The organism is Burkholderia pseudomultivorans, assembly GCF_001718415.1.
Lineage (GTDB): Bacteria > Pseudomonadota > Gammaproteobacteria > Burkholderiales > Burkholderiaceae > Burkholderia > Burkholderia pseudomultivorans_A.
On record NZ_CP013377.1, the window covers coordinates 1713999 to 1737618 of the forward strand.

The window sequence follows — 23620 nt, forward strand, 5'->3', positions numbered from 1 at the left end:
CCGCGCGCGTCACACGCCCCAGCGCGGAATATGATGCGAGCCCATCGAGATGCAGACGTTCTTGATCTCCGCGAACACCTCGAAGCTGTACTCGCCGCCTTCGCGCCCGGTGCCCGACTCCTTCACGCCGCCGAACGGCTGGCGCAGGTCGCGCACGTTCTGGCTGTTCACGAACACCATGCCGGCCTCGATGCCGCGCGCCAGACGATGCACCTTGCCGACGTCCTGCGTCCAGATGTACGACGCGAGCCCGTAGGCCGTGTCGTTCGCGAGCCGCAGCCCTTCTTCCTCGTCCTCGAACGGAATCAGGCACGCGACCGGCCCGAAGATTTCCTCCTGCGCGATGCGCATCCGGTTGTCGACGTCGGCGAACACGGTCGGCCGCACGAAGTTGCCGTTGCGCAGGTGATCGGGCAGGCCCGCCGGCTTGTCCGCGCCGCCGGCGACGATCCGCGCGCCTTCCTGCTCGCCGATGCGGATGTAGCCCGTCACCTTCTCCCAGTGCTGGCGCGTGATCATCGCGCCGAGCTGGGTCGCCGGATCGGACGGATCGCCGACCACGAGGTTGTTCGCGCGGCGCGAGAATTCCTGCACGAAGCGATCGTAGATCGTGCGCTGCACGAAGATCCGCGAGCCCGCGGTGCAGCGTTCGCCGTTGATCGAGAAGATCGTGAACAGCGACGCGTCGAGCGCGCGGTCGAAATCGGCGTCGTCGAAAATCAGCACCGGCGACTTGCCGCCGAGTTCCATCGAATACTTCTTCAGGCCCGCGCGCTCCATGATGCGCTTGCCCGTGACCGTGCCGCCCGTAAACGACACCGCACGCACGTCCGGATGCCGCACCAGCGCATCGCCGGCCGTCGCGCCGTAGCCCTGCACGACGTTCAGCACGCCGCGCGGAATGCCCGCCTCGAGCGCGAGGCGGCCGAGCTGGTCGGCCGTCAGCGGCGACAGCTCGGACATCTTCAGCACGGCCGTGTTGCCGAGTGCGAGGCACGGCGCCGTTTTCCACGTCGCGGTCATGAACGGCACGTTCCACGGCGACACCAGCGCGCACACGCCGACCGGCTGGTACAGCGTGTAGTTCAGCATCTGGTCGTCGACCGGATAGGTGCGGCCGTTCATCTGCACGCAGACTTCCGCAAAGAAGTTGAAGTTCTCCGACGCGCGCGGAATCAGCTGCTTGCTGGTCTGCGCGATCGGCAGGCCGGTGTCCTGCGTTTCCAGCGCCGCGAGCGTCGGCACGTTCTTCTCGATCAGCTCGCCGAGCTTGCGCATCAGCTTCGCGCGCTCCTTCGCGGGCGTATTGGCCCACTTCGGGAACGCTTCCTTCGCCGCGCGCACGGCCGCGTCGACTTCGGCCTCGCCGCCCGACGCAACCTCGGTGATCGCTTCGCCGGTCGCGGGATTCAGCGTCGTGAAGGTCTCTCGGCTGTCGACCTCGCGGCCGTCGATCCAGTGCTTGATGGTCATCTGCTCTCCTTGTGCGACGGGCTCAGCCGGCGCGATAGTAGTCGTGCTCGCCGACGATCGTGTTCACGAGCCGGCCGATGCCTTCGATCTCGGTGACGACCTCGTCGCCCGGCTTCGTATCGGCCAGCCCTTCCGGCGTGCCGGTCAGGATCAGGTCGCCCGGCGCGAGCGTCATGAAGCCGCTGATGTGCTCGATCAGCGCCGGCACGTCGAAGATCATGTCGCGCGTGCTGCCGCGCTGCGTCTCCTCGCCGTTGACCGTCGTGCGCAACGTGAGATCGCCCGCATCGCCGATTTCGTCGCGGCTGACGAACCACGGCCCGAGCGGCGTGCAGGTGTCGCGGTTCTTCACGCGCAGGTTCGGCCGGTAGTAGTTCTCGAGATAGTCGCGAATCGCGTAGTCGTTCGCGACCGTGTAGCCGGCGACGTAATCGAGCGCCTGCGCGCGGCGCACGTTGCGCGCAGGCCGGCCGATCACGACGGCCAGCTCGCACTCGTAGTGCATGTGCGTCGCGTCGGCCGGCCGCACGGTGCGCGACCGGTGACCGATGAACGTGTTCGGCCCCTTCAGGAAGATCAGCGGCTCGCTCGGCGCCTTGAACGCGAGTTCCTTCGCGTGGTCCGCGTAGTTCAGGCCGAGCGCGAAGGTCGTGCGCGGCGCGACGGGCGGCAGCCACGCGACGGCGTCCTCGGCGAGCACGCGCCCCGTATCGAGACGGATCGCGCCGTCGCCGGCCGGCTCGGCCGCATGCAATGCGCCGTTGTAGATCACGCGTGCGGTTTTCATCGTGCGCCCTCCTCGATCAGCGTGTGCCGCAGCGTGCCGATGCCGTCGGCGGCGATCTCGATCGTACTGCCCGCGCGGGCGCGCGGCGCACCGCCGGCGACGCCGAGCAGCAGCACGTCGCCCGCGTCGAACGACATGAACGACGTGATGTCGGCGATCAACTCGCGCACCGGACGGATCAGCGTGGCGGTCGACGCGGATGCCGCGACTTCGCCGTCGATCCGCACGGTCAGCCCGATCGCATCGACGTCGGCCAGCGCGGCGGCCGGCACGATGGCCGGGCCCAGCGGGCAAAAGCCGTCGCGGCACTTGAAGCGCACGGCCGGACGGTAATAGTCGGGATGCGGCACCGACACGTCGCTCGCGAGCGTGAAGCCGTGCACGTAGTCGAGCGCGTGCGCGGCCGGCACGCGCGTCGCGCGGCGCGCGAACACGACGGCCACCGACGCGCCGATCTCCAGCGCATCGACGCCCGCCGGCACGACGACGGCCGCGCCGTCGGCCGCATGCGTGTTGGCCGGCTTGATGTAAAGGATCGGCGCCTGCGGCGGGCGGCCGTAAGGCGCCGCGTGGACGGCTTCCCCGAGCGCGTCGAGTGCGGCGCGCTCGTTGAGCAGCGCACCGTAGACGGTACCGATCGCCACCGGCAGCGGCGGCGCCGCGGCGGTCGTGCAACACAGCTCCATGCGTCATTCCCCTGCCGCGCGTCGCGGCGTATCGTCAATAGTTAATATCTTAAGTAAACAATCGCTCGCTGACAACCTCGATTACCCTGATACGCGAATCGAGCCACCGCCGGCTGCTAAGATTCAGGCATCCCCGACCACATCCGACCCCGATGAACCGTACGCTCGACCATCGCAATCTCGCCATGCTGCTGCTCGAGGCCCGCGAAACGCTGATGGGCATGTTCCGCCCCATTCTCAAGGAATTCGCACTGACCGAACAGCAATGGCGGATCATCCGCGTGCTGGACGGCGAACCGTCGGAAGCGCTCGAAGCCGGCCAGATCGCGCGGCGCTGCTGCATCCTGAGCCCGAGCCTCACGGGCGTGCTCGAACGCATGGAGCGCGACGGCCTGATCACGCGCACGCGCGCGCAGGAGGATCAACGCCGGCTGCTGGTCAGCCTGACGCCGCAAAGCAGGAAGCTCGTCACGGAAATCGGTCCGCGCATCGACGAGCAATACCGGCAGCTCGAGGCGCGCTTCGGCCAGGACGGCCTCGACGACATCTACCGCGCGCTCGACCGGCTGATCGAACTCGGCAGCAGCACGCCCTGACGCGACGACGCCCGTTCGCGCGCCGGCGGCACGCGCCCTGCCGGCGGGAACGGGCTTCGCATCGCGCGCGCTCAGTGCAGCGCGCCGCGCATCAGTTCGGTCACCGCGATCCCGCGTGACGTGCGCATGCATTCCTCGACGTAATCGATGAACGGCAGCGGCTCGAAATCGATTTCGTCGCGCACGCGGCGGTTGTCGAATACGCGATCGACCGTCGAGAATTCCGCGAAACGGCGCAGCGCCTTGCCGATCACGCGTTCGAGCGCCGGATCGCGACGGCCCAGCACGTCGCGCACCACCAGCGGCAGGTCGGCCGGCGCGCACGCCGCGTAGCGCGGCGCCCCCGTCATGCCGGCCGCCTCGTCCATCGCCCGCACGATCTGCGCGACCTGCGGCGCCTCGTCGCCGGCCGACACGTGGTAGACGTCGTGTGCGAGCGTCGGCTTGACGGCCAGCAGCATCGTCGCGCGCGCGACGTCGTCCACCGCCACGATGTCGATGCGCGTCATCGGCCGCGCGGTGAAGCGGCGCGCCGCATGTGCGACCCGGAACATCCAGAACGAATTCGGCGCGGGCCGCGTGCCGAGCACCGTATGGCCGACCACATGCGACGGCCGCACGACGACGAGCGGCAGCCCGAGCGCGCGCAGACGCCGCTCCGTTTCCGCCTTCGCATGCAGATAGCCGGCCGCGAGCACGGCGCCCGGCAGCCGTGCGCCGTCGCCGGTCGTGTCGGCCGTGGCCGCGGCCGCATCGTCGGCCGGCTGTTCGTGGACGATCCCGCCGCGGCCCGCGTGGGCGAACGCGGTGCCGACGTAGACGAAGCGCTGCAGGCGCGGCGAGCGCGCGAACCGTTCGGCGAAGCCCAGCGCATCGGCGAGGTCGGCCTGCAGGTGCGCGCCGTCGGCCGGCGACGCGTGGCCCGCGCAGTGGATCACGTGCGTCGCGCCCGCGAGGCGCGCCGCGTCGGCACCGCGCCAGACCTCGCCGAGCGCGCCGACGATCACGTTCGCGTCGCCCAGGCGCGACGCCCAGTACGGCGCGAGCCCGGCGCGCAGCGCCGCTTCGCGCAGCCGCGCGACCGCATGGCCGCGATCCTGCGCGCGCACCACGCACACGATGCGCTCGAGCAGCCCCGCGTTGACGAGCGCGGTCAACACGGTGCTGCCGATGAAGCCGGTCGCGCCGGTCAGCACCAGCCGTTCGACGTTCGCCGCTGCGACCGGTGCGCTGGCCGGCGACACGAGGCTCGTGCGCCAGTTGAGCGACAGCGCGGTTTTCCAGATCAGCACGATAGGTCTCCTTCGAAGAATCGGCCCGGCGGCACGATGAGCCCGGATGCGGGTTGCCCCCGCCAGTCGGCCGGGCCGGGGACGATGCGCGCCCCCGGCGCTGTCCCGACCGGGCAGGCGGCCCGCGATCGCGTCGATCGCGTCTCTGGCACGAGGCGGCCGCCGCCGCGGACGCGGTCCACGGCGCAGGATCGGGAAATTCCCAGTGTGGGGCCCGATCGAATGCAAGTCTGTCCCGAAAGTTTCGTGAAAGTGTGTGGATTTGTACGCGATTGTCGGAGTCTGTCATGGACGTCGATGCGGCGCGCCGCGATCGATTTCGGCGACCGCGACCGATCGACGCGCCCCGCCGGGTCGTCCGATGTCTCGAAGCGGCGTCGCGGCGCATGTTGCCCGACGGCCCCATGCCCACCGGCATCCATCGTTCGGCGAGCCACGCGCGCGCATCGTCAGACATCGTTTCATATGAAACGCCCATGAACGCGATGCAGATTTATTGAGGATTATCGCTTGCGTTTCAGCGCAGTCTATCTAGACTGTTCAAGTCAAATCGAGCGAATTTTTCATTTCTTATAGGAGACGATCCAATGCGCCTCACCATTCGAATTAATGGCAGCGAATCGGCGACCCCGCAATCCTTCGCGGTACTGTGGGTCGACACCGACGAAGGGCTGTGGTCGCGCGAGGCACATCAGGGCATCGATCTTCCAACCTGGGGCAAGGTCCGCGACGTCGAGGGTGCGATGGCGCTCTGCGCGGCCGACGGCGGCAATGCCGTCTGCCAGCTGCAAGGGCTGTCGTTCGGTGCGACGCAGCGCGAACAGGGTGCCGCAGTGCTCGCCGGCGACCATCCCGACGGCGCGTGGCGGCTGCAGGAAGTCGATCGCTGCACGACCCAGCCGGAATATCACGAATTCATTTCGGTTGCCCGATAATTCCCCGACGTAAATCGTCTGCGGGTTTCGGGTTATTCCGGTATCGGAAATATTCTTTTCGATATTCAATATAAAAAAGCGTCCCGCTGCGGGGCGCTTTTTTTATTTTTCGATTTAATGCTATTCGGGGACGGAACTCGATCCCCCACTCGGCCGCGGCCGCTTCGGTACGGGAAAACTGCGTCCGGGCCCCGTCCATCGGCCCTCGATCGCCGCGAACGCGCACGTCGGCGATTCGCAACCCGGCCGACCGAATCGCGCCGCCCAACCCGCTTTCCCTGCTTTTCCGCAACGATCGCCTGGCCGGCCCCCGCGCGAAATCGATGCGCGCCGAAACACACTTTCCCCACACGATGTTTACTCGTTTATTACAATCGCATTATTCCGAATGAACCACCGCCGACGGGCGGCCCGACCCGGCCATTGCATGAGCGTAAAAAAGAAGACCCACCCCGCCGATCCGTACGCGACCGCGACCAAGCATCCGATGCTCGCATCGCGCCTGCCGATGTGGCGCTCGAAGCTGATCGTGATCATCGTGTTCCTGGCGTTCGCCGCGCTGATCGCGCGCGCATTCTGGGTACAGGTCGCAAACCAGGACTTCTACGTCGGCCAGGGCCAGAAGCGCTACCAGCGCACGATCGAGCTCGACGCGATGCGCGGGCGCATCGTCGACCGCAACGGCGCGATGCTGGCGGTCAGCCTGTCGACCTATGAAATCTGGGCGAACCCGAAGCAGGTCGCCGACACCGACTACCCGCAGATCGCGAAGCTGCTCGACATGCCGCTCGCCGAAGTGAAGCGGCGGCTCGGCAACGACAAGACCTTCGTGCTGCTCAAGCGCCAGGTCGACGCCGATACCGCGGGCCGGCTCGACAAGCTCGCGATCGACGGCATCACGCAGATCGCCGATTCCAAGCGCTTCTATCCGGAAGGCGAATCGGCCGCGCACGTGGTCGGCTTCACGAACGTCGAGGACCAGGGCCAGGAAGGCGTCGAGCTCGCGGCGAACCAGCGCCTGTCGGGCATGTCCGGCCAGCGCGAGGTGATCCGCGACCGGCTCGGCCGCATCGTGTCGGACACGCGCCCGCTGGTGCCCGCGCAGCACGGCGCGACGATCGAGCTGACGATCGACCGGCGCATCCAGCAGCTCGCGTTCAGCCAGCTGAAGGCGGCGGTGATCGAGAACAACGCGCTGGCCGGCAGCGTCGTCGTGCTCGATGCGCAGAACGGCGAGATTCTCGCGCTCGCGAACTACCCGACCTTCGATCCGAACGACCGGGCACGCCTGACCGGCCAGCAGCTGCGCAACCGTGCGGTGATCGACACGTTCGAGCCCGGTTCGACGATCAAGCCGCTCGTCGTCGCGCTGTCGATCGACGAGCGCAAGGTCACGCCGAACACGATCATCAATACGTCGCCGGGCACCTACAAGATCGGCCCGGCCGTGATCCACGACACGTCGAACCACGGCTCGCTGACCGTGGCGCAGGCGCTGCAGAAGTCGAGCAACGTCGCGCTCGCGAAACTGGCCCTGAACCTGCCGGCCGAAACGATCTGGAACAAATATCAGGAATACGGGATCGGCCGCGCGCCGGAGCTGACCTTCCCCGGCGTCGCGTCGGGCCGGCTGCGCAGCTACAAGCGCTGGCGCCCGATCGAGCAGGCGACGATGGCGTACGGCTACGGGCTGTCGATGTCGCTGCTGCAGATCGCGCAGACCTACACCGCCTATGCGGGCGACGGCACGCTGCATCCGGTGTCGCTGCTGAAGAACGGCACCGACCAGCAGACGATCGACGCGCATCGCGGCCATCGCGTGACGTCGCCGCAGACGGCCGCCGCGATTCGCTCGATGCTGGAGATGGCGGTCGGCGAAGGCGGCACGGGGCGCCGCGCGCGCGTCGACGGCTACCGGATCGGCGGCAAGACCGGCACCGCGCGCAAGCAGGTCGGCGCGAGCTATGCGAAGGGCAAGTACCGCGCGCTGTTCGCCGGCATGGCGCCGATGAGCAACCCGCGCCTGATCGTCGCGGTGATGATCGACGAGCCGCGCGGCAAGGGCTACTATGGCGGCACGGTGGCCGGGCCGGTGTTCTCGTCAGTCACGAGCGGCTCGCTGCAGCTGCTCGGCGTGCCGCCCGATGCGCCGGTCGAAGCCGATAAGGATGCGCCGCCCAGAAAGGGGCCGGCGCCGCAGAAGACGGTCGCCGCGCCGAAGGCGAGCGCGCCCGCCAAAACCGCAGGCGCCGCGAAGCCCACTGCGCCGGTCGAAACGGCCGCGCAATCCGGCGCGGCCGTGCAGAAGAAAACGGCGGCGGGCTGAGGCCACGCCGCCCGGCACGCGGCGCGATGCCGCGCGCCGTCAATGCGACGCCGCGACCGGCTTCGCCATCCGGCCGAGCACGTGCTCGGTCATCCCGCGCGCGAGTTCGGTCTCGCTCATGAACACGGTGCCGATCCCTTCGCTCGCCAGCAGCGCGGCTTCGTCGCCGCTGTTCGTGCACAGCACGACCTCGAGCGCCGGATTGAGCGTGCGCGAGATCTCGACGATCTGCCGCACGTCGAACACGTCGGGCAACGTGACGACCAGCATGCCCGCCCGTGCAATGTGCGCCTGCACCAGCACGATCGGCTCGATCGCGTCGCCCGACACGGCCGCGACGCCGCCCGCGCGCAGCTTCTCGACGATCTCGCGGTTCTGCTCGACCACCACGTACGCGATCCCGTGCTCGTCGAGCGCATGCGCGATGCGCGTGCCGACCTTGCCGTAGCCGACGATCACGACCTGCCCCGTCAGGTGCGTGTGCGGCGTCGACATCGGCAGTGCGGCGAGCGGATCGTCGCGCGCCTCGAGCCGGCGCGCGAATGCCGAGCGCTTGCGGATCCACGCGAGCCCGGGCTCGATCGCCGCGAACGCGACCGAGTTCAGCGCGATCGAGATCAGCGCGACCGCGAGAATCAGGTTCTGCCCTTCGGACGACAACAGGCCGAGCGAGTGCCCGAGCCCGGCGAGGATGAACGAGAATTCGCCGATCTGCGCGAGCCCCGCGCCGACGATCAGCGCGGTGTTGAGCGGATAGCGGAACGCGACCACCAGCGCGACGGCGGCGAGCGTCTTGCCGATCAGCACGATCGCCGCGACTTCGATCACGTGCAGCGGTTCGTCCAGCAGCACCTTCGGGTCGAACAGCATGCCGACCGAAATGAAGAACAGCACCGAGAATGCGTCGCGCAGCGGCAAGGTCTCGTCGGCCGCGCGCCGGCTGAACTCCGACTCGCGCATCATCATGCCGGCAAAGAACGCGCCGAGCGCGAACGAGACGTCGAACAGCTTGGCCGCGCCGAACGCGATGCCGACCGCGGCCGCGATCATGCACAGCGTGAACAGCTCGCGCGAGCCGGTGCGCGCGACGAGCCACAGAATGCGCGGAAACACGCGCTTGCCGACCACCAGCATCAGCGCGATGAACGCCGCGACCTTCAGCATCGTGATGCCGAGCGCGCTCCAGAGATTGCCGCCGGCCGCGTGCTCGCCGCCCGGCAGCGTGCCGCCGAGCAGCCCCGCGACGGGCGGCAGCAGCACGAGAACGAGCACCATCACGAGATCCTCGACGACGAGCCAGCCGACCGCGATGCGCCCGTTGACCGTCTCGACGAGCCCGCGCCCTTCGAGCGCGCGCAGCAGCACGACCGTGCTCGCGACCGACAGCGCCAGCCCGAACACGAGCGCCGCGCCGACGCTCCAGCCCCACGTGAGCGCGAGGCCGCCACCGAGCAGCGTCGCCACGGTGATCTGCACGATCGCGCCCGGCAGCGCGATCTTGCGCACCGCGAGCAGATCGCCGAGCGAGAAATGCAGGCCGACGCCGAACATCAGCAGCATCACGCCGACCTCGGCGAGCTGCTGCGACAGCGACAGGTCGCCGACGAAGCCGGGCGTGCCCGGACCGATCACGATCCCGGCCAGCAGGTAGCCGACGAGCGGCGGCATTTTCAGCAGCGATGCGAGATAGCCGAAGATCATCGCGAGACCGAAACCGGCCGCGAGCAGTGCAATCAGGCTGACGTCATGAGGCATCCCCCCTCCCAAGGTCTTGTAACTATTTAGTAAGGTTCAAGAACGAAAGGATAAGGGATGAGGCGGGCAAATGGCACGCCACCGCGAAAAATTCACGCGGTGGCGCGATGGCCGGGGTACAACCCCGGCCGGCAGGACGGCGGCGCATCGGCGATGCGCCGCCGCGATTCGACGGTCCGGAACGGCGCGCCGATACACCGGCGCCCCGCCCGCTTCCGTCAGCGCGCGGCTTGCGGGAAGCGCGCGCCCGGCGGCGGCTCCGGCCGCGTCGACGGCACGCTCTTGCGCACCTTCGCGACCTGTGCGGCCGTCACGGTCGCCCCCGTGTTGCCCCAGCTCGTGCGCACGAAGTTCGACACGTCGGCGACTTCCTGGTCCGACAGCCGCCAGCCGAACGGCGGCATCGTGAACGTGGACGGCGCCGTATGCGTACCCTCCAGTGCGCTGCCTTCCAGCACGACGTGGATCAGCGAGGTCGGATCGTCGCCCTGCACGACCGGATTGCCGGCGAGCGCCGGGAACACGCGCGTGTAGCCGTGGCCGTCGCTGCGGTGGCAGGCCATGCAGTTGTCGCGATAGACGGCCGCGCCCGGCTTGCTCGCGTCGCCGGTCTGCAGCGCCTTCGCGGCGGCCGCGTCGTACACGTGGGGCTGCTCGCCCGGCACGCGCGGCGGCAGCGTCTTCAGGTAGCGCGCGATCGCGTTCAGGTCGTCGTCGCTCATGTGCTGCATGCTGTGGCCGACCACGTCCGTCATTCCGCCGAACGCGGCCGTGCGCAGCGTGCGGCCCGTCTTCAGGAACTGCACGATCTCGGCTTCGGTCCAGGTGCCGAGCCCCGTGCGCGGCTCGCCGCGCAGGCTCGTCGGCACCCAGCCGTCGATCGCGCCGCCGCCCGCGAGGAAATCGGGGCCGTCCGCATCGGTCAGCCCGCGTTCCTGCATCGTCGGCGCGCGCGGCGTATGGCACGCGCCGCAGTGGCCGAGCCCCTGCACCAGATACGCGCCGCGCGCGATCACGGGATCGCTGTACGACGCCGCATCGAACGGCTTCGGCGACGGCGCGAACAGCTTGCGCCAGAACGCGAGCGGCCAGCGCATCGACAGCGGCCATACGATGTCGACTGCGCGGTTCTCGTGCTCGACCGGCGCGACGCCGTGCATGAAGTACGCGTACAGCGCCTTCATGTCGTCGTCTGTCAGCCGCGAATAGGACGGGAACGGCATGGCCGGATACATCGTGTCGCCGTTCTTGCGCACGCCCTCGCGCACCGCGCGCGTGAAGTCCTCGTACGTCCATCCGCCCAGCCCCGTTTTCGGGTCCGGCGTGATGTTGGTCGAATAGATCGCGCCGATCGGCGTGTCGAATTTCAGGCCGCCCGCGAACGGCTTGCCGCCGCTCGCGGTGTGGCACGCGATGCAGTCGCCTGCGCGCGCGAGGTACTCGCCGCGCTTGACGAGATCGGCGTCGGCGGACTGCGTCGCGGGCGCGGCCGCCGGGCCGGATGCCGCGCCAGGCGTCGCCGCCGGCTGCGCGCCGGCCGCGCCGCTCGCGAGTCCGAACGCGGCCCAGGCCGCGCCCGTCGCCAGTACGCGCTGCAGCGGGGAAAAGCGGCGCGCGGCAGTGTGATTCACGATCCTCTTCATACGGTCACCAGCGGGGCGGGATTTTTCAGGTATTGCTCGCGGATCGCGCGCGCGGACCAGTAGGCCAGCGCCGCGACGATCCCGGTCGGGTTGTAGCCGATCCCCTGCGGCAACGCCGACGCGCCCATCACGAACACGTTGTGCACGTCCCAGCATTGCAGGTAGCGGTTGAGCACGCTCGTCTTCGGATCCGTGCCCATCACCGCGCCGCCGACGAGGTGGGTCGTCTGGTAGGCGCGCGAATCGAAGTGCTTGCCGAACTCGCGCGTCGATACGCTGATCGCCTTCGGCCCCATCGCCTCGGCGATCTTCTTCATCTGCCCGGTCACGTACTGCGCCATGCGGATGTCGTTGTCCTTCCAGTCGAACGTCATGCGCAGCAGCGGCTGGCCGTACGAATCGCGATAGGTCGGATCGAGGTCGAGATACACGTCGCGGTACGACATGTTGGTGCCGTGCGCGTCCATCGACACCGTATGCGCGTAGTAATCCTTGACGGACTTCTTCCACGCCGAGCCCCACTGCGGCGTGCCGGGCGGCGTCGCGATGCCGCTGATCGGCTTCACGCCGGCCTGGTTCACCCACAGCGGCGAACCGCCGACGAAGCCGAGCGGGCCGTGGTCGAAGTTGTCGGCGTTGAAGTCGTCGACCGCGACGCCGTTGCCGCCCGCGCCGATGAACGGATTGGTGAACGTGTCCTTGTCGAAGAACGCCTTGATCGTCGACAGGTTCTGGTACGCGAAATTGCGGCCCACCACGCCTTCGCCCGAGATCGGGTCGTACGGCTTGCCGATGCCCGACAGCAGCAGCAGGTGCACGTTGTGATACTGGAACGCGGCGACGATCACGAGATCGGCCGGCTGCTGCACTTCGCGGCCGGCCGGGTCGACGTAGGTGACGCCGGTCGCGCGCTTCTTCGTATCGTCGAGGTCGACGCGCAGCACGTGGCACTTCGAGCGCAGCTCGAAGTTCGGCGCCTGCTTCAGCGCGGGCAGGATGTTCAGGTTCGGCGACGCCTTCGAGTACATGTAGCACGCGTAGCCGCTGCAGTAGCCGCAGAAGTTGCACGGCCCCATCTGCACGCCGTACGGGTTCGTGTACGGGCCCGACGTGTTCGCCGACGGCAGCCGGTACGGATGCAGCCCGAGCGACCTGGCCGCGTCGAAGAAGCGCTGCGCCGAATAGGTATTGAGCTGCGCCGGCAGCGGGAAGTGGTCGCTGCGGTTGGCCTCGAACACGTTGCCGTCGCCGACCACCTTGCCGCCGACCTTGTAGGCCTGGCCCGACGTGCCGAACACCTTCTCGGCGAAGTCGAAATGCGGTTCGAGCTCGTCGTAGCTGACGCCCGTGTCCTGGATCGTCATCCCTTCGGGGATGAATTTCCTGCCGTAGCGCTCTTCATAGTGGCTGCGCAGGCGCAGCTCTTCCGGCGTGATGCGGAAATGCACGCCCGACCAGTGCAGCCCCGCGCCGCCGACGCCCTCGCCCGGCAGGAACGCCGCGAGCTGCCGGTACGGCAGCGCGGTGTCGTTCACGCCGTGGCGGATCGACACGGTCGTCTTCGACAGGTCGAGGAACAGCTTCTTGCGGATGTTGTAGGTCAGCTCGTCGATCGTGTTCGGATACGCGCCGTCCGGATAGGTGTCGCGATACTCGCCGCGTTCGAGCGCGACGACCTTCAGTCCCGCTTCGGTCAGCTCCTTCGCGAGAATCGCGCCGGTCCAGCCGAAGCCGACGATTACCGCATCGACATGCGGCTTTTTCTCTGCGGCCATCAGCTGCGCTCCCCGTTGATCGAGACCGGGCCGTACGGATACGGCTTGCCGTTCTGGTTGACGAAATCCATGAAATCCGCGCGCGCGCCCGGAAAGCCGATCATCTTCCACGCGGCCATCCCGCGATTGCCGCCGTGCACCGGATCGCAGAAATAGCCTTCGCGCGTGTTCTGCAGCAACTGGCCGAAGAACACGCCGGGCGGCACGTCGTCGATCTGCGCGGCGCCTTTTTCGAGATCGCCGAGCACTGCGTCGCGGGTCGGCGCGTCGAGATCGGCGAACGCCTTGCCGTGCGCCTTCTCGCAATAGCGGTTGACGGCCGCGATGCCGAGCCGGTAGACGTCGCGCGGCACCAGCTTCAGCTGATAGCCGAGCTCGGGCACGCCCTGCTGGAACGGTCCCTGCATGTACCAGGTCGCGCCGTGCGCGTAAGGCGTTTCCATCTGGCGATCGATGAATTCGGGCACGCCGGCTTCGAGCGCGCCGGGGCCTTCGGCATCGGCCGGAATCAGGCGGTCGACGGCGGCCTGGACGAACGCCCATTCCTTGGCATCGAAGAAGGTCGGCTTGTACGGCGCGCGTTCGGCGTCGGCCGCCGCGGACGCATTGCCGGCCGTCGTCGCGGACGGCGACGACGAGCGCAGGTCGCAGCCGGCGACCGACGCGATCGGCACGAGCGCGACCGACGTGCGCAGGAACCGACGGCGCGAGTTGGGTTGGTCAGTAGACATGGTCGGATGTTGATCGTTGGGGATCGTGGTTCGCACACACGCATGCGTCGCAGTGTGTCCGGCGTAACGGCCATCGGCCGCCCTGTTCTTTCATGTGTTGCGAACAACCTCGATACAGGCGCCGACCGCGAGGCGCGGCGGCGCCGTCATGCAGCCGCCGATGCGCCTGATCCGGAGGCGCCGGCGGATCGACCTCTTCGCGGGTCTGGTCGTGCGGGCGGTCGCGGCCTGTCGGCCGGCATCCGTCCGCTGTCGCCATGACCCCTAGTTCAACTTAGACGCCGCGTCTGCCGACGGCAAGCGCAACGTGCACGACCCTCATTCCGGGTCTGGCGACAGGTGCCGCGCATTATAAATGGAACCGGTTCCATTTCGGTATGGCCGGGACGCAATTCATTGCATCGAAAACCGCAACAATGGGAAAACCGGGATGTCGAGATGCGCAAAGATACGCAGGCTGCTGCTGCGGGCTGGCGGGGTGCCGGCCCGATTGCACCGGCGATTCGTCGACGCCCGGCGTGCGCCGAAAGCGCGCCGCTTCGTATGGCGGTGGAGCCGGCGAGCAAACCGCTGCCGCGCGCTGCCCTTTACCCCGGCCAGACCATCGAAGCGATGGACAGCGCCAGCGCCGCGCAAAGCGGCGAGTAGCACAGCGTGTCCATCCGCGCGAAGCGCGATCCGCGAATCCGCTTGAAGAAGCCGACATAGCGGAAATCGCCGACGGCCCGCACCGCGAAGATCAGTGCGAGCACCGCGATCGCGAAGCCGATCGCGCCGGGATGCAGGTCCGCCCGCAGCCAGCCGGCGCGGGCCGCCACCACGCACGCGCCGCCCAGCAGCGCCGCAGCGACGGCCAGCGTGCCGACGGCACTCGGTTTCAGCAGCGGTACGCCGTCCTGCTCCGGAATCGCCGCGCGCTTGCCGAGCCGGCCGCCGCACGCCCAGTAGACGTGCACGAGTGCAAGCATGCAAAGCGTCGGCACGCTGAAATACGCACCGCTCATGTCGATAAGGCTCCTCGGATCATTGTTTGTCTGTCGCCGGAAGCGCGCCGGCGCGCGGCCTCTGCGCCGCGCCACGCAACACGATACCGAAACCGCGCAGCGCGTGCATTGCGACGCCCTGTCGCAATCGGACGCGCGGCGTGGTGCGGCGCGGTGAGGACCGGGCGCGGCACACCTGCGACGGTGCGCGCGCCCGTCGCGCGCGATCGCGCGTCGCGACGCTGCATGGCAGCAAGCGCCGCGGCACATTCGCCATCGTCGCGCCGCCCCGCTTGACTTCCGTTCGCGCACCACTACCCTTTTATTCCAGTGCTGCAGTCGGTGCGCCGTTTCGCTCGATCGGCCGTGTCGCCTGCCGAAGGAGCCGTCGATGACCGAAGCCCATGAACGCCGTGCGCTGCTGCTGCATCTGGGCGACGTGCTGCGTACGGTCAGCTGCCTGCTCGAGAACGAGCGCGACGATGCGTTCGTCGGCGAGCTGGTCGCGACGCGTCCGATGCTGTCTGACCTGCCGTTGCTCGAGCACGTGTTCGCGCGAATGACGGTGCGCGAATTCACCGACGCCGTGCCGCACGCGTTCTGCCTGTGGCCGCGGCTGTTGCTAGACGCATCGCTCGATCGCGATGCGCTCGCCATGCCGGTCTGCGCCCACCTGTTCGCCGGCAATCCGCTTGGCTGGGCGCGCTATGCGGCATCGCTCGCGGGCGACGTGCCGTGGTTCGGCGCCGGCATCCGGCCCGCGGAGCCATCGTCGTCGGCCACCTGACGTACATGGCAAGCACGACGCGCCGGCAACACAACGATAACGAAGGCCCATGGAGGTGACTCATGCTGATCGGTGTGCCCAAGGAGATCAAGAACCACGAATACCGCGTCGGTCTCACGCCGGCCGGCGCACGCGAGCTGACGCGCCACGGCCACAAGGTGCTCGTGCAGCGCGGCGCCGGCACCGCGATCGGCCTGCTCGACGACGACTACACGGCCGCCGGCGCGGCACTGTGCGACGGCGCCGACGAGCTGTTCGCGCGCGCCGACATGATCATCAAGGTCAAGGAGCCGCAGCCGGCCGAATGCGCGATGCTGCGGCGCGGCCAGATCCTCTATGCCTACCTTCATCTCGCGCCCGATCCCGAACAGGCAGCCGCGCTCGTCAAGTCCGGCGCGGTCTGCATCGCGTACGAAACCGTGACCGGCCCCGGCGGCGGCCTGCCGCTGCTCGCGCCGATGAGCGAGGTCGCGGGACGCATGTCGATCCAGGTCGCGGCGACCCACCTCGAAAGCCCGCGCGGCGGCCGCGGCATGCTGATGGCCGGCGTGCCGGGTGTGCCGGCCGCGCACGTGGTCGTGCTCGGCGCGGGCGTCGTCGGCACCGGCGCGCTGCAGATGGCGGTCGGCCTCGGCGCGCGCGTTACCGTGCTCGACACCAACGTCGGCCGGCTGCGGCAGCTCGACCTGATCTTCGCGAACCGGATCGCGACCGTCTGCTCGAACGCGCAGACGATCGACGAAGCCGTGCGCGACGCCGACGTCGTGATCGGCGCGGTGCTGGTGCCGGGCGCGTCGGCGCCGCGGCTCGTCACGCGCGACATGATCGCGACGATGCGCGCAGGCGCCGTCGTCGTCGACGTCGCGATCGACCAGGGCGGCTGCTTCGAGACCTCGCATGCGACGACGCACGCGGCGCCGACCTATGTCGTCGACGGCGTCGTGCACTACTGCGTCGCGAACATGCCGGGCGCCGTCGCGCGCACGTCGACTTTCGCGCTGAACAACGCGACGCTCGGCCACGCGCTCGCGCTCGCCGACAAGGGCTGGAAACGCGCGATGGCCGACGATCCGCACCTGCGCGCGGGCCTGAACGTCTGCGACGGCCACATCACCTACGAAGCGGTTGCGCAGGCGCTCGGGCGAGCCTACGTGCCCGCCACCGACATGCTCGCGTAGCGCGCGGCGGCGGGCGCAGCCGGCGTCACGTTCGCCGTCACGCCCCCTTCTTCGGTCGCGCCCGCTTCGCCGCGCCGCTCGCGCCCATCGTACGCGCCAGCAGCGGCCGCAGTTGCGCGAGCGTGCGCGTATTGAGCACGTCCTGCCGCGTCAGCCAGCCGCGCCGTGCCTGATCGACGCCGTAAGCGAGGTTGTCGAGTTCATCCGCGCCGTGCGCATCCGAGCCGATTGCCACCGGCACGCCGGCCTTCGCCGCCTCGCGACACCAGACATCCGCGAGATCGAGCCGCTGCGGCTGCGCGTCGAGTTCGACGAAACAGCCGCGTTCGGCCGCCCGCGCGATCACGCGCGGCACGTCGAGCTCGCACGCGTCGCGTTCGCCGAGCAGGCGGCCGGTCGGATGCGCGAGGATCGTGAAATACGGATGATCCATCGCGCGCAGCATGCGTTCGGTCTGCGCATCGCGCGACAGGTCGAAACCGTCGTGCACCGCGCCGACGACCAGATCGAGCCGGCCGAGCACGTCGTCGGGCACGTCGAGGCTGCCGTCCTCGCGTATCGCGGCCTCGACGCCTTTCAGCAGCACGAAGTCGTCGAGCGCTGCGTTGATGCGGTCGATCTCGTCGCTCTGCCGAACCAGCCAGTCTAATCCGGCCGGGCGCTGCCCACCGCCAGCCGGCACGCGATCGGTGACGGCCAGATACGCGAGCCCGCGCGAGCGTGCGGCGTCCGCCAGCGCGCGCAGGCCGTCGCGACCGCCGGACGCATCGGTATGTGCGTGCAGGTCGCCATGGAGATGCTTGCGTTCGACGAGCGTCGGCAGCGTGCCGCCGCGCGACGCTTCGATCTCGCCGCGATCCTCGCGCAGCTCGGGCGGCACCCAGCGCAGGCCGATCGCCTCGTAGACCGACGCTTCCGTCTCGCCGGCGATCCGTTCGTCGCCGCGAAACACGCCGTATTCGTTGATCTTCAGGCCGCCGGCCTGTGCGATCCGGCGCAACGCAATGTTGTGCGCCTTCGAGCCGGTGAAATAGACGAGCGCCGCGCCGAACGCCTCGGCATCGACCACGCGCAGGTCGACCTGCAAGCCGCTTGCCAGCACGATGCTCGAACGCGTCTTGCCGTGCGCGAGCACGCGCGCGACGTCGCGGTAGCCGACGAACGCATCGGCCACCGCGGCTGCATCGCGCGCGGTGACGAGGATGTCGAGATCGCCGACCGTTTCGCGGCGCCGGCGGAAGCTGCCGGCCGCCACCGCGTCGCCGACGCCGGCTACCGCGCGCAGGCCGTCGAGCAGCGGCATCAGCGATTGCGTCGCGACCGGCAGCAGGAATCGCTGCGGCGTGCGCTGCAGGCGCTCGTCGAGCGCTTCGAGCAGATGGGCTTCGGTTTTCGCGCCGAAGCCGGGCAGCGCGCGCACATGCCCGTTCTTCGCTTCCGCGCGCAACTGTTCGAGCGTATCGACGTGCAGCGCGTCGTGCAGCGCCTTCACGCGTTTCGCGCCGAGCCCCGGCACGTCGAGCAGTTCGACGATCGCGCCCGGCAACGCGTGGCGCAGCGTCTGCTGCAGTTCGCAGGTGCCGGTCGCGGCGATCTCGCGCAGCTTCGACGCGAGATCGGGCCCGATCGACGGAATCTGGCCGAGATCGCCGCCGCTCGCGATCATCGACGGAATGTCGCGCCCGTAGTCGGCGATCGTGCGCGCGGCATTGCGATACGCGCGCACCCGAAACGGGTTGGCGCCCTGGATTTCGAGCATGTCGGCAATTTCGGCGAACACGGCCGCACACTCGGCATTGTGGATCGGCATGGCTCCCTTCCGCATGGATGACGCCGCGCATCGTCCGCATCGGCGCATGTCGCCGACGCCGGACGCCCGTTCGTCATCGTACGCCGACCGCGCGACGCGCGCAGCGCCGGAACGCCGCGACGGCCCTGCCGGGCCTGTCAGAGCGACGCGCGCGGCGTCGTCGCGTACCGGCGCTCGTAGATTGCCTGGCAATGCGTGCAGCGTTCGGCGGTCGGTCGCGCGAGCAGTCGCTCGTAGCCGACCGGCGCATCGCAGTCGATGCACTCGCCGTAGCTGCCGTCGCGCATCCGCTGCCGTGCGCGCGCGATCGCGCGCAGCTCGGTCAGCTTCATCCCGATCAGCGCGTGATCGACGTCGACGAACAGATCCGCGTTCGCCTCGTCGCCCTCGTCCGGCGACGCGCCGGCGAGATCCGCATAGGACTCCGATGCGCGCTGGTCCTCGCTCGTGCGAATCTCCGCGCGCAGCGCGCGCTCGCTTTCATCCAGCCGCTGCTGCAGCGTCTGCCGTTGCCGTTCGTCGAGCGCCATTGCCGTCTCTCCTGTTTTCGGGTTCCGCGCGAAACACAGGCGACGCGCGTCGGCCGTACCGGTGCCCGGCGTGCAGGCCCGACCTGCGCCGCCGTTTCCGGATGTCCGCCCGGCTGGAAAGCGCCAGGCGCATTCGACGCAGCATAAACCCAACCGCCACGCGTGTGTTGAGCGACGTCAGACGCGGCGCAACATGCGTGGAAGCGGGAAATAAAGGGGGAACGGATGGGCGGGTGAAAGCACGCGCGACACGGCCGACAGCACCGCCTATCCCGACGCGTTCGCGATTCGCTGACCGCGCATCGCCACCGCGCGCTTCCGCTCAGAACGACTCAGAACGCATTGCGCCCGATGAAACCGCGCACGATCGTCAGCAGGATGATCTTCATGTCGAACCAGAAGCTCCAGTTCTGCATGTAGAACAGATCGAACTTCACGCGCGCGGCCATCGCCTCGACCTTGCGCGTCTCGCCGCGATAGCCGTTCACCTGCGCCCATCCGGTGATGCCGGGGCGCACGCGATAGCGATACATGTAACAGTCGATCAGCTGACGGTAGAAGTCGTCGTGCTCGATCGCATGCGGGCGCGGGCCGACCACCGACATCTGCCCGAACAGCACGTTGAAGAACTGCGGCAGTTCGTCGAGCGACGTGCGCCTCAGGAAAGCGCCCACGGGCGTGATGCGCGTATCGTTGCGCGACGCCTGTCGCAACACGCCGGGCTGTTCGCGATGCACGCGCATGGTCCGGAACTTCAGGATGTCGAATTCGCGGCCGTCGACGCCCTTGCGGCGCTGCCTGAACAGCACCGGCCCCGGCGACGACAGCTTCACGGCGATCGCCAGCGCCGCGAGCAGCGGCAGCAGCGGAATCAGCACGCCGATCGCGAACAGCCGGTCGAATGCGAACTTCGCCCACAGCTCGGGCGCCGAGCGCGGCGTCGTCGCGAGATTGATCGCCGGCATGCCGAGCACGTCGGTTGCCGAGCGATCGACGACGGCCATCTGCCGGACGTCGGGCAGCAGCCGCAACTCGACGAACTCGTCGCGCAACTCGCGCACGATGCGCTGGATTCGCCACTCGTGCGACATCGGCAGCGTGAGCCACACCTCGTCGATCTCGCCGTTGCGAATCATCTGCCGCAATGCATGCCAGTCGTCGATCACCGGCACGCCGCCGATGTCGCCCGCCGCCCCCGGCGCAGCGTCGTCGAACACGCACGCCGCCGCGTACGGGCCGTGCGGCGCAACGCGCATCCGTTCGATCGCGACGCGCCCGTACGCGGTCGCGCCGACCACGGCGACGCGGCGCTGCCGCGCGCGCGCGTCGACGCGCTTCAGCACGATCGCCAGCAGCGCCGTGCGCCCGAGCAGCAGCGCCGCGTCGCCGGCCAACACCGTCTCGACGATCCAGCGCAGCGTGATCGTGCCGCCGCGGTTCATGATCCACATCGCGCCGGCCACCGTCAGCCCGCTCGCGCATACGACGGCGACCGCCACGCGCGTCAGCGCATGCGCGCCTTCATCGGCCTGCGCGCCGGCCCGCGGGTCGCGCAGGCGATGCGGCAGCAGCGCGACGGTCAACACGCACAGCAGCGCGATCGCGCCGCGCCGCGCATCCGACAGTTCGCTCCATGCGAGCCCGGCCGCCGCCTGCGCCGCGAGCGCGCCGGTCAGCACGAGCGCGACGTCGGCCGCCGCGATCGCGGCGCGCCGCATCGCACTCGTTCCTCCCGCGAGCGCCCGCATCGTCACGCACCATGCGCGTGGAATCCGTAACGCACCTCCGCCACGCGGGGGCGAACCGGCACCGACGGCGCGCTGTCGCGCGCGCCGAGCAGCCTGCGGTAGTCGGCGCGAATCATGTCGTAGCATTCGCACGCGTGATGTTCGAGGCCGTGACGGTCGAGTACCGTGATGCGTCCGCGCCGCTGGCGGATCAGCCCGGCATCCTGCAGGCTGCCGGCCGCCTCGGTCACGCCTTCGCGGCGCACGCCGAGCATGTTCGCGATCGTCTGCTGCGTGACGGTCAGCTCGTCACCGTCGATGCGGTCATGCGCTAGCAACAGCCAGCGGCTCAGTTGTTCGCTGACCGAATGATGCCGGTTGCACAGCGCGCTGCGGGAGATCTGCGCCATCACCGCCTGGCAGTAGTTGAGCAGCAGCCGGTAGGTCGCCGGCGAGCGCTCGAACTCCGTGCGCATCACGCAGGTCGGCACCCGGTACGCCATCCCGCCGATACGCACCTCGATACGATTCGACATCGCGACGCCACCCACCAGCGTCGCAAGACCGACCACGCCTTCCCGGCCGACGACCGCCACCTCGACCATCGCGCCGTCCTCCATCAACTGCTGCACCGACATCATCGCGGTCGTCGGGAAATGCAGGTGGCGCATCGGCTCGCCGACGCGGTCCAGCATGCCGGGCTTGATCCTGACCAGTTCGAGATGCGGTGCAATCGCACGAATGCTGTCCTCCGGCAGCGCGTCGAGGATGGCGTTCGCCGAGTAGCTCGATTGAAGATGAAGCATGTCTGTATCCCTCTTATTGTCCGCGCCGCGTGCTGCCGGTCGGCGGAATTCGTTTTCGTCATGCGTGTCGGGGATGACCGGCGGTTGCGGCCAACAACCCCGAACCCAGCCTGACGGCTGCTTGTCAAGTCTGATTCCGGTCGATCACTCCGTTTCGACACGCCGGCCTCATTAAGCGATTTACGTGCCAATAGCGGCTCATCCTTAATATGTAAATCACGAGCGATTTAGGCCGTCCGAATAAGTCTGAGCAGAGCCAAAAAAGCGTCTCATTTCCGGACACTCGCCGTCGCGGTCGACACATCGGCCCATTCGACTGATCAATACGTAAGCACCCTTAGCGAGCCCGCCGATCGGCGCGACAGGCTTTTCGTTCAAATACTTACATATGATTTTCAATCGTTTCCGTGACGTTCGAGGCGGCCGCCCGACTCGCTTCACCCCGCTCGCACAGTCGTTTGAAACTGTCTCAAAATTGAATCGACACTCTAATGCCGCAGTTTGTTATCTGCCGCACAAAGACATCGCAAGCCGGTGATTTGATTGAGGAAAATCGACACCGCCACACAAATGTCAAATAATGTTTGATGTTGCTTTTTTGTTTTTCGACTATCGTGATGGAGCGCGTCGATTGATGAGCGAGCGTCGTCGAATACATTCTCATCGCGTCATTCCAAACCAGGATGATTAATTCCGCAAAGCCTCGGAAACAGCGTTTCTGATAACGTTTGCATTCACGTCGAAATCGTCAAACACTGTGAAATGACATAATGTGGGATTGGCGAATTTCGATGCCGTGCTAGCCTTTGCGCACTGCACGCTTTCAAATATTCACGAACCACGAGTCCGCACGCTCGTGCGAATTCCCGTTGCGGAATCCCGGCGAGACGCTGTGCGACTGTCACCATACGAGGATGTGACGTGACCTTACAGGCCAACGACGCCGTCGCCCGCGCGAACGGCATGATCGAGCTGTCCCACAGTTTCGACGCCAACCGGTTTCTCGCTGCGCTCGATCGCGACGACCGCGCGACGCTGATCCCGCAACTGCAGCTCGTCCACCTGAAATCCGGGCAGGTGCTGTGCGAACCCGGCGAGATGCTCGCCGCGGTCTACCTGCCCGTCACGACCGCGATCTCGCTGCAGTACGTGTCGTCCGGCGGCATGACGCTGGAGGTCGCGCAGATCGGCAGCGAGAGCGTGGTTTGCGACGACGTGATCGGCGGCAGCGGCCGGATGCCGTGCCGCGCGGTCGCGTGCCGCGACGGATTCGTGTACCGCCTCGACCGGCGCGTGTTCGCCGCCGCGTTCGACACGTCGCCGGTGATTCGCCATCTCGTGTTCGTCTGCGTGCGGCTGCTGATGGCGCAGGTGTCGCAAATCACCTTCTGCAGCCGCCATCACGTGCTCAAACATCAGTTATGCAGATGGTTCCTGCTCGCATACGACCGCTCGCGCAGCATCGAGATCCAGGTCACGCACAGCATGCTCGCGCAGATGCTCGGCGTGCGGCGCGAGACGGTCACGGATGCCGCCGGCGAAATCCAGAAGCTCGGGCTGATCCGGCAGTACCGCAGCTCGATCGTGCTCGCGGATCTCGCCGGCCTCGAGACGATGTCCTGCGGCTGCCGCGCGATCGTGCGCGACGAAATGAAGCGCATCCTGTCGGCCGACACGGGCGTGCCGGCGGCCGCGCGCGCATGACCCACGTCGTGCACGTGGTGCACGTGGTGCACGCGACGCTGCGGCCCGCCCGCTCGCGTACGCCCGCGCAGGTCAGCAGATTGTAGGGTGGCGAAC

At 68.1% G+C, this 23620-nt stretch carries 20 protein-coding genes; 7 read left to right on the forward strand and 13 right to left on the reverse strand.

Features of this window, described 5'->3' with window-relative positions; genetic code table 11:
- Window positions 1-9: 9 nt before the first annotated feature.
- The 3 genes from hpaE to WS57_RS07290 are packed head-to-tail and all read right to left on the reverse strand — an operon-like array spanning window position 10 to window position 2946.
- A complete protein-coding gene (hpaE, locus tag WS57_RS07280; protein WP_040129401.1) occupies window positions 10-1473 on the reverse strand; it encodes a 5-carboxymethyl-2-hydroxymuconate semialdehyde dehydrogenase in 1464 nt (487 codons plus the stop codon).
- 22 nt (window positions 1474-1495) lie between these two features.
- Window positions 1496-2260 carry a fumarylacetoacetate hydrolase family protein gene (locus WS57_RS07285; RefSeq protein ID WP_009691211.1) on the reverse strand — a complete coding sequence of 255 codons (765 nt, stop codon included), beginning with the start codon at window positions 2258-2260 and terminating at the stop codon, window positions 1496-1498.
- Window positions 2257-2946, reverse strand: a complete 690-nt coding sequence (locus WS57_RS07290) for a fumarylacetoacetate hydrolase family protein (RefSeq protein WP_059515672.1) — start codon at window positions 2944-2946, stop codon at window positions 2257-2259. Before WS57_RS07290 ends, WS57_RS07285 begins: the two co-directional genes overlap by 4 nt.
- 152 nt (window positions 2947-3098) lie before the next feature.
- On the opposite strand from WS57_RS07290, the gene hpaR reads away from it, so the two are divergent.
- Window positions 3099-3542: a homoprotocatechuate degradation operon regulator HpaR gene (hpaR, locus tag WS57_RS07295; RefSeq protein ID WP_009691213.1), complete on the forward strand. Its 444-nt coding sequence runs from the start codon at window positions 3099-3101 to the stop codon at window positions 3540-3542.
- Between the two features lie 71 nt (window positions 3543-3613).
- Here the strand turns inward: hpaR and WS57_RS07300 are convergent, their stop codons facing one another.
- Window positions 3614-4834, reverse strand: a complete 1221-nt coding sequence (locus WS57_RS07300) for an SDR family oxidoreductase (protein WP_069243970.1) — start codon at window positions 4832-4834, stop codon at window positions 3614-3616.
- 287 nt (window positions 4835-5121) lie between these two features.
- On the opposite strand from WS57_RS07300, the gene WS57_RS07305 reads away from it, so the two are divergent.
- From WS57_RS07305 to WS57_RS07315, 3 genes are all read left to right on the forward strand, one after another.
- Window positions 5122-5334 carry a hypothetical protein gene (locus tag WS57_RS07305; RefSeq protein ID WP_069243971.1) on the forward strand — a complete coding sequence of 71 codons (213 nt, stop codon included), beginning with the start codon at window positions 5122-5124 and terminating at the stop codon, window positions 5332-5334.
- Between the two features lie 87 nt (window positions 5335-5421).
- Entirely contained in the window at window positions 5422-5769 is a 348-nt protein-coding gene (locus WS57_RS07310) for a DUF3564 family protein (RefSeq protein WP_069243972.1), read from the forward strand.
- A 427-nt stretch (window positions 5770-6196) separates the two neighbouring features.
- The gene (locus WS57_RS07315; RefSeq protein ID WP_069243973.1) at window positions 6197-8095 is read left to right on the forward strand and encodes a peptidoglycan D,D-transpeptidase FtsI family protein; all 1899 of its coding nucleotides are present in this window, start codon (window positions 6197-6199) and stop codon (window positions 8093-8095) included.
- Between the two features lie 39 nt (window positions 8096-8134).
- Here WS57_RS07315 and WS57_RS07320 read toward each other — a convergent pair whose 3' ends face one another.
- From WS57_RS07320 to WS57_RS07340, 5 genes are all read right to left on the reverse strand, one after another.
- A complete protein-coding gene (locus WS57_RS07320; RefSeq protein WP_040129414.1) occupies window positions 8135-9850 on the reverse strand; it encodes a cation:proton antiporter in 1716 nt (571 codons plus the stop codon).
- Between the two features lie 218 nt (window positions 9851-10068).
- Entirely contained in the window at window positions 10069-11493 is a 1425-nt protein-coding gene (locus WS57_RS07325) for a cytochrome c (RefSeq protein WP_059603009.1), read from the reverse strand.
- Window positions 11490-13268 carry a GMC family oxidoreductase gene (locus WS57_RS07330; RefSeq protein WP_059603012.1) on the reverse strand — a complete coding sequence of 593 codons (1779 nt, stop codon included), beginning with the start codon at window positions 13266-13268 and terminating at the stop codon, window positions 11490-11492. Before WS57_RS07330 ends, WS57_RS07325 begins: the two co-directional genes overlap by 4 nt.
- Window positions 13268-13999 (reverse strand): gluconate 2-dehydrogenase subunit 3 family protein, encoded by a 732-nt coding sequence (locus tag WS57_RS07335; RefSeq protein WP_009687948.1) that lies wholly within the window; start codon window positions 13997-13999, stop codon window positions 13268-13270. Before WS57_RS07335 ends, WS57_RS07330 begins: the two co-directional genes overlap by 1 nt.
- A 587-nt stretch (window positions 14000-14586) precedes the next feature.
- Window positions 14587-15003, reverse strand: a complete 417-nt coding sequence (locus tag WS57_RS07340) for a DUF3995 domain-containing protein (protein ID WP_059515679.1) — start codon at window positions 15001-15003, stop codon at window positions 14587-14589.
- A 370-nt stretch (window positions 15004-15373) separates the two neighbouring features.
- Here WS57_RS07340 and WS57_RS07345 point away from each other — a divergent pair, with 370 nt between their 5' ends.
- Window positions 15374-15769, forward strand: a complete 396-nt coding sequence (locus WS57_RS07345) for a hypothetical protein (RefSeq protein WP_009694670.1) — start codon at window positions 15374-15376, stop codon at window positions 15767-15769.
- Window positions 15770-15831: 62 nt separating this feature from the next.
- Window positions 15832-16947: an alanine dehydrogenase gene (gene ald / locus WS57_RS07350; protein WP_059515681.1), complete on the forward strand. Its 1116-nt coding sequence runs from the start codon at window positions 15832-15834 to the stop codon at window positions 16945-16947.
- Window positions 16948-16984: 37 nt separating this feature from the next.
- On the opposite strand, the gene polX is transcribed toward ald, so the two are convergent.
- From polX to WS57_RS07370, 4 genes are all read right to left on the reverse strand, one after another.
- Window positions 16985-18757, reverse strand: coding sequence for a DNA polymerase/3'-5' exonuclease PolX (gene polX / locus WS57_RS07355; protein WP_059515682.1), 1773 nt, complete (start codon window positions 18755-18757; stop codon window positions 16985-16987).
- 137 nt (window positions 18758-18894) lie between these two features.
- The gene (locus tag WS57_RS07360) at window positions 18895-19287 is read right to left on the reverse strand and encodes a TraR/DksA family transcriptional regulator (RefSeq protein ID WP_009694664.1); all 393 of its coding nucleotides are present in this window, start codon (window positions 19285-19287) and stop codon (window positions 18895-18897) included.
- Between the two features lie 332 nt (window positions 19288-19619).
- Entirely contained in the window at window positions 19620-21035 is a 1416-nt protein-coding gene (locus tag WS57_RS07365; RefSeq protein WP_081337588.1) for an undecaprenyl-phosphate glucose phosphotransferase, read from the reverse strand.
- 2 nt (window positions 21036-21037) lie between these two features.
- Entirely contained in the window at window positions 21038-21820 is a 783-nt protein-coding gene (locus WS57_RS07370) for a Crp/Fnr family transcriptional regulator (protein WP_009691745.1), read from the reverse strand.
- A gap of 921 nt (window positions 21821-22741) precedes the next feature.
- On the opposite strand from WS57_RS07370, the gene WS57_RS07375 reads away from it, so the two are divergent.
- On the forward strand, window positions 22742-23524 hold the full coding sequence (locus tag WS57_RS07375) for a Crp/Fnr family transcriptional regulator (protein ID WP_009691746.1): 783 nt from the start codon (window positions 22742-22744) through the stop codon (window positions 23522-23524).
- Window positions 23525-23620 lie beyond the last annotated feature (96 nt).

What these genes read in the sequence shown, in the direction of transcription:
- hpaE (WP_040129401.1), bottom strand. Translation starts at nt 1,473, where the DNA reads ATGACCATCAAGCACTGGATCGACGGCCGCGAGGTCGACAGCCGAGAG.
- WS57_RS07285 (WP_009691211.1), bottom strand. Translation starts at nt 2,260, where the DNA reads ATGAAAACCGCACGCGTGATCTACAACGGCGCATTGCATGCGGCCGAG.
- WS57_RS07290 (WP_059515672.1), bottom strand. Translation starts at nt 2,946, where the DNA reads ATGGAGCTGTGTTGCACGACCGCCGCGGCGCCGCCGCTGCCGGTGGCG.
- hpaR (WP_009691213.1), top strand. Translation starts at nt 3,099, where the DNA reads ATGAACCGTACGCTCGACCATCGCAATCTCGCCATGCTGCTGCTCGAG.
- WS57_RS07305 (WP_069243971.1), top strand. Translation starts at nt 5,122, where the DNA reads ATGGACGTCGATGCGGCGCGCCGCGATCGATTTCGGCGACCGCGACCG.
- WS57_RS07310 (WP_069243972.1), top strand. Translation starts at nt 5,422, where the DNA reads ATGCGCCTCACCATTCGAATTAATGGCAGCGAATCGGCGACCCCGCAA.
- WS57_RS07315 (WP_069243973.1), top strand. Translation starts at nt 6,197, where the DNA reads ATGAGCGTAAAAAAGAAGACCCACCCCGCCGATCCGTACGCGACCGCG.
- WS57_RS07320 (WP_040129414.1), bottom strand. Translation starts at nt 9,850, where the DNA reads ATGCCTCATGACGTCAGCCTGATTGCACTGCTCGCGGCCGGTTTCGGT.
- WS57_RS07325 (WP_059603009.1), bottom strand. Translation starts at nt 11,493, where the DNA reads ATGAAGAGGATCGTGAATCACACTGCCGCGCGCCGCTTTTCCCCGCTG.
- WS57_RS07330 (WP_059603012.1), bottom strand. Translation starts at nt 13,268, where the DNA reads ATGGCCGCAGAGAAAAAGCCGCATGTCGATGCGGTAATCGTCGGCTTC.
- WS57_RS07335 (WP_009687948.1), bottom strand. Translation starts at nt 13,999, where the DNA reads ATGTCTACTGACCAACCCAACTCGCGCCGTCGGTTCCTGCGCACGTCG.
- WS57_RS07340 (WP_059515679.1), bottom strand. Translation starts at nt 15,003, where the DNA reads ATGAGCGGTGCGTATTTCAGCGTGCCGACGCTTTGCATGCTTGCACTC.
- WS57_RS07345 (WP_009694670.1), top strand. Translation starts at nt 15,374, where the DNA reads ATGACCGAAGCCCATGAACGCCGTGCGCTGCTGCTGCATCTGGGCGAC.
- ald (WP_059515681.1), top strand. Translation starts at nt 15,832, where the DNA reads ATGCTGATCGGTGTGCCCAAGGAGATCAAGAACCACGAATACCGCGTC.
- polX (WP_059515682.1), bottom strand. Translation starts at nt 18,757, where the DNA reads ATGCCGATCCACAATGCCGAGTGTGCGGCCGTGTTCGCCGAAATTGCC.
- WS57_RS07360 (WP_009694664.1), bottom strand. Translation starts at nt 19,287, where the DNA reads ATGGCGCTCGACGAACGGCAACGGCAGACGCTGCAGCAGCGGCTGGAT.
- WS57_RS07365 (WP_081337588.1), bottom strand. Translation starts at nt 21,035, where the DNA reads ATGCGGGCGCTCGCGGGAGGAACGAGTGCGATGCGGCGCGCCGCGATC.
- WS57_RS07370 (WP_009691745.1), bottom strand. Translation starts at nt 21,820, where the DNA reads ATGCTTCATCTTCAATCGAGCTACTCGGCGAACGCCATCCTCGACGCG.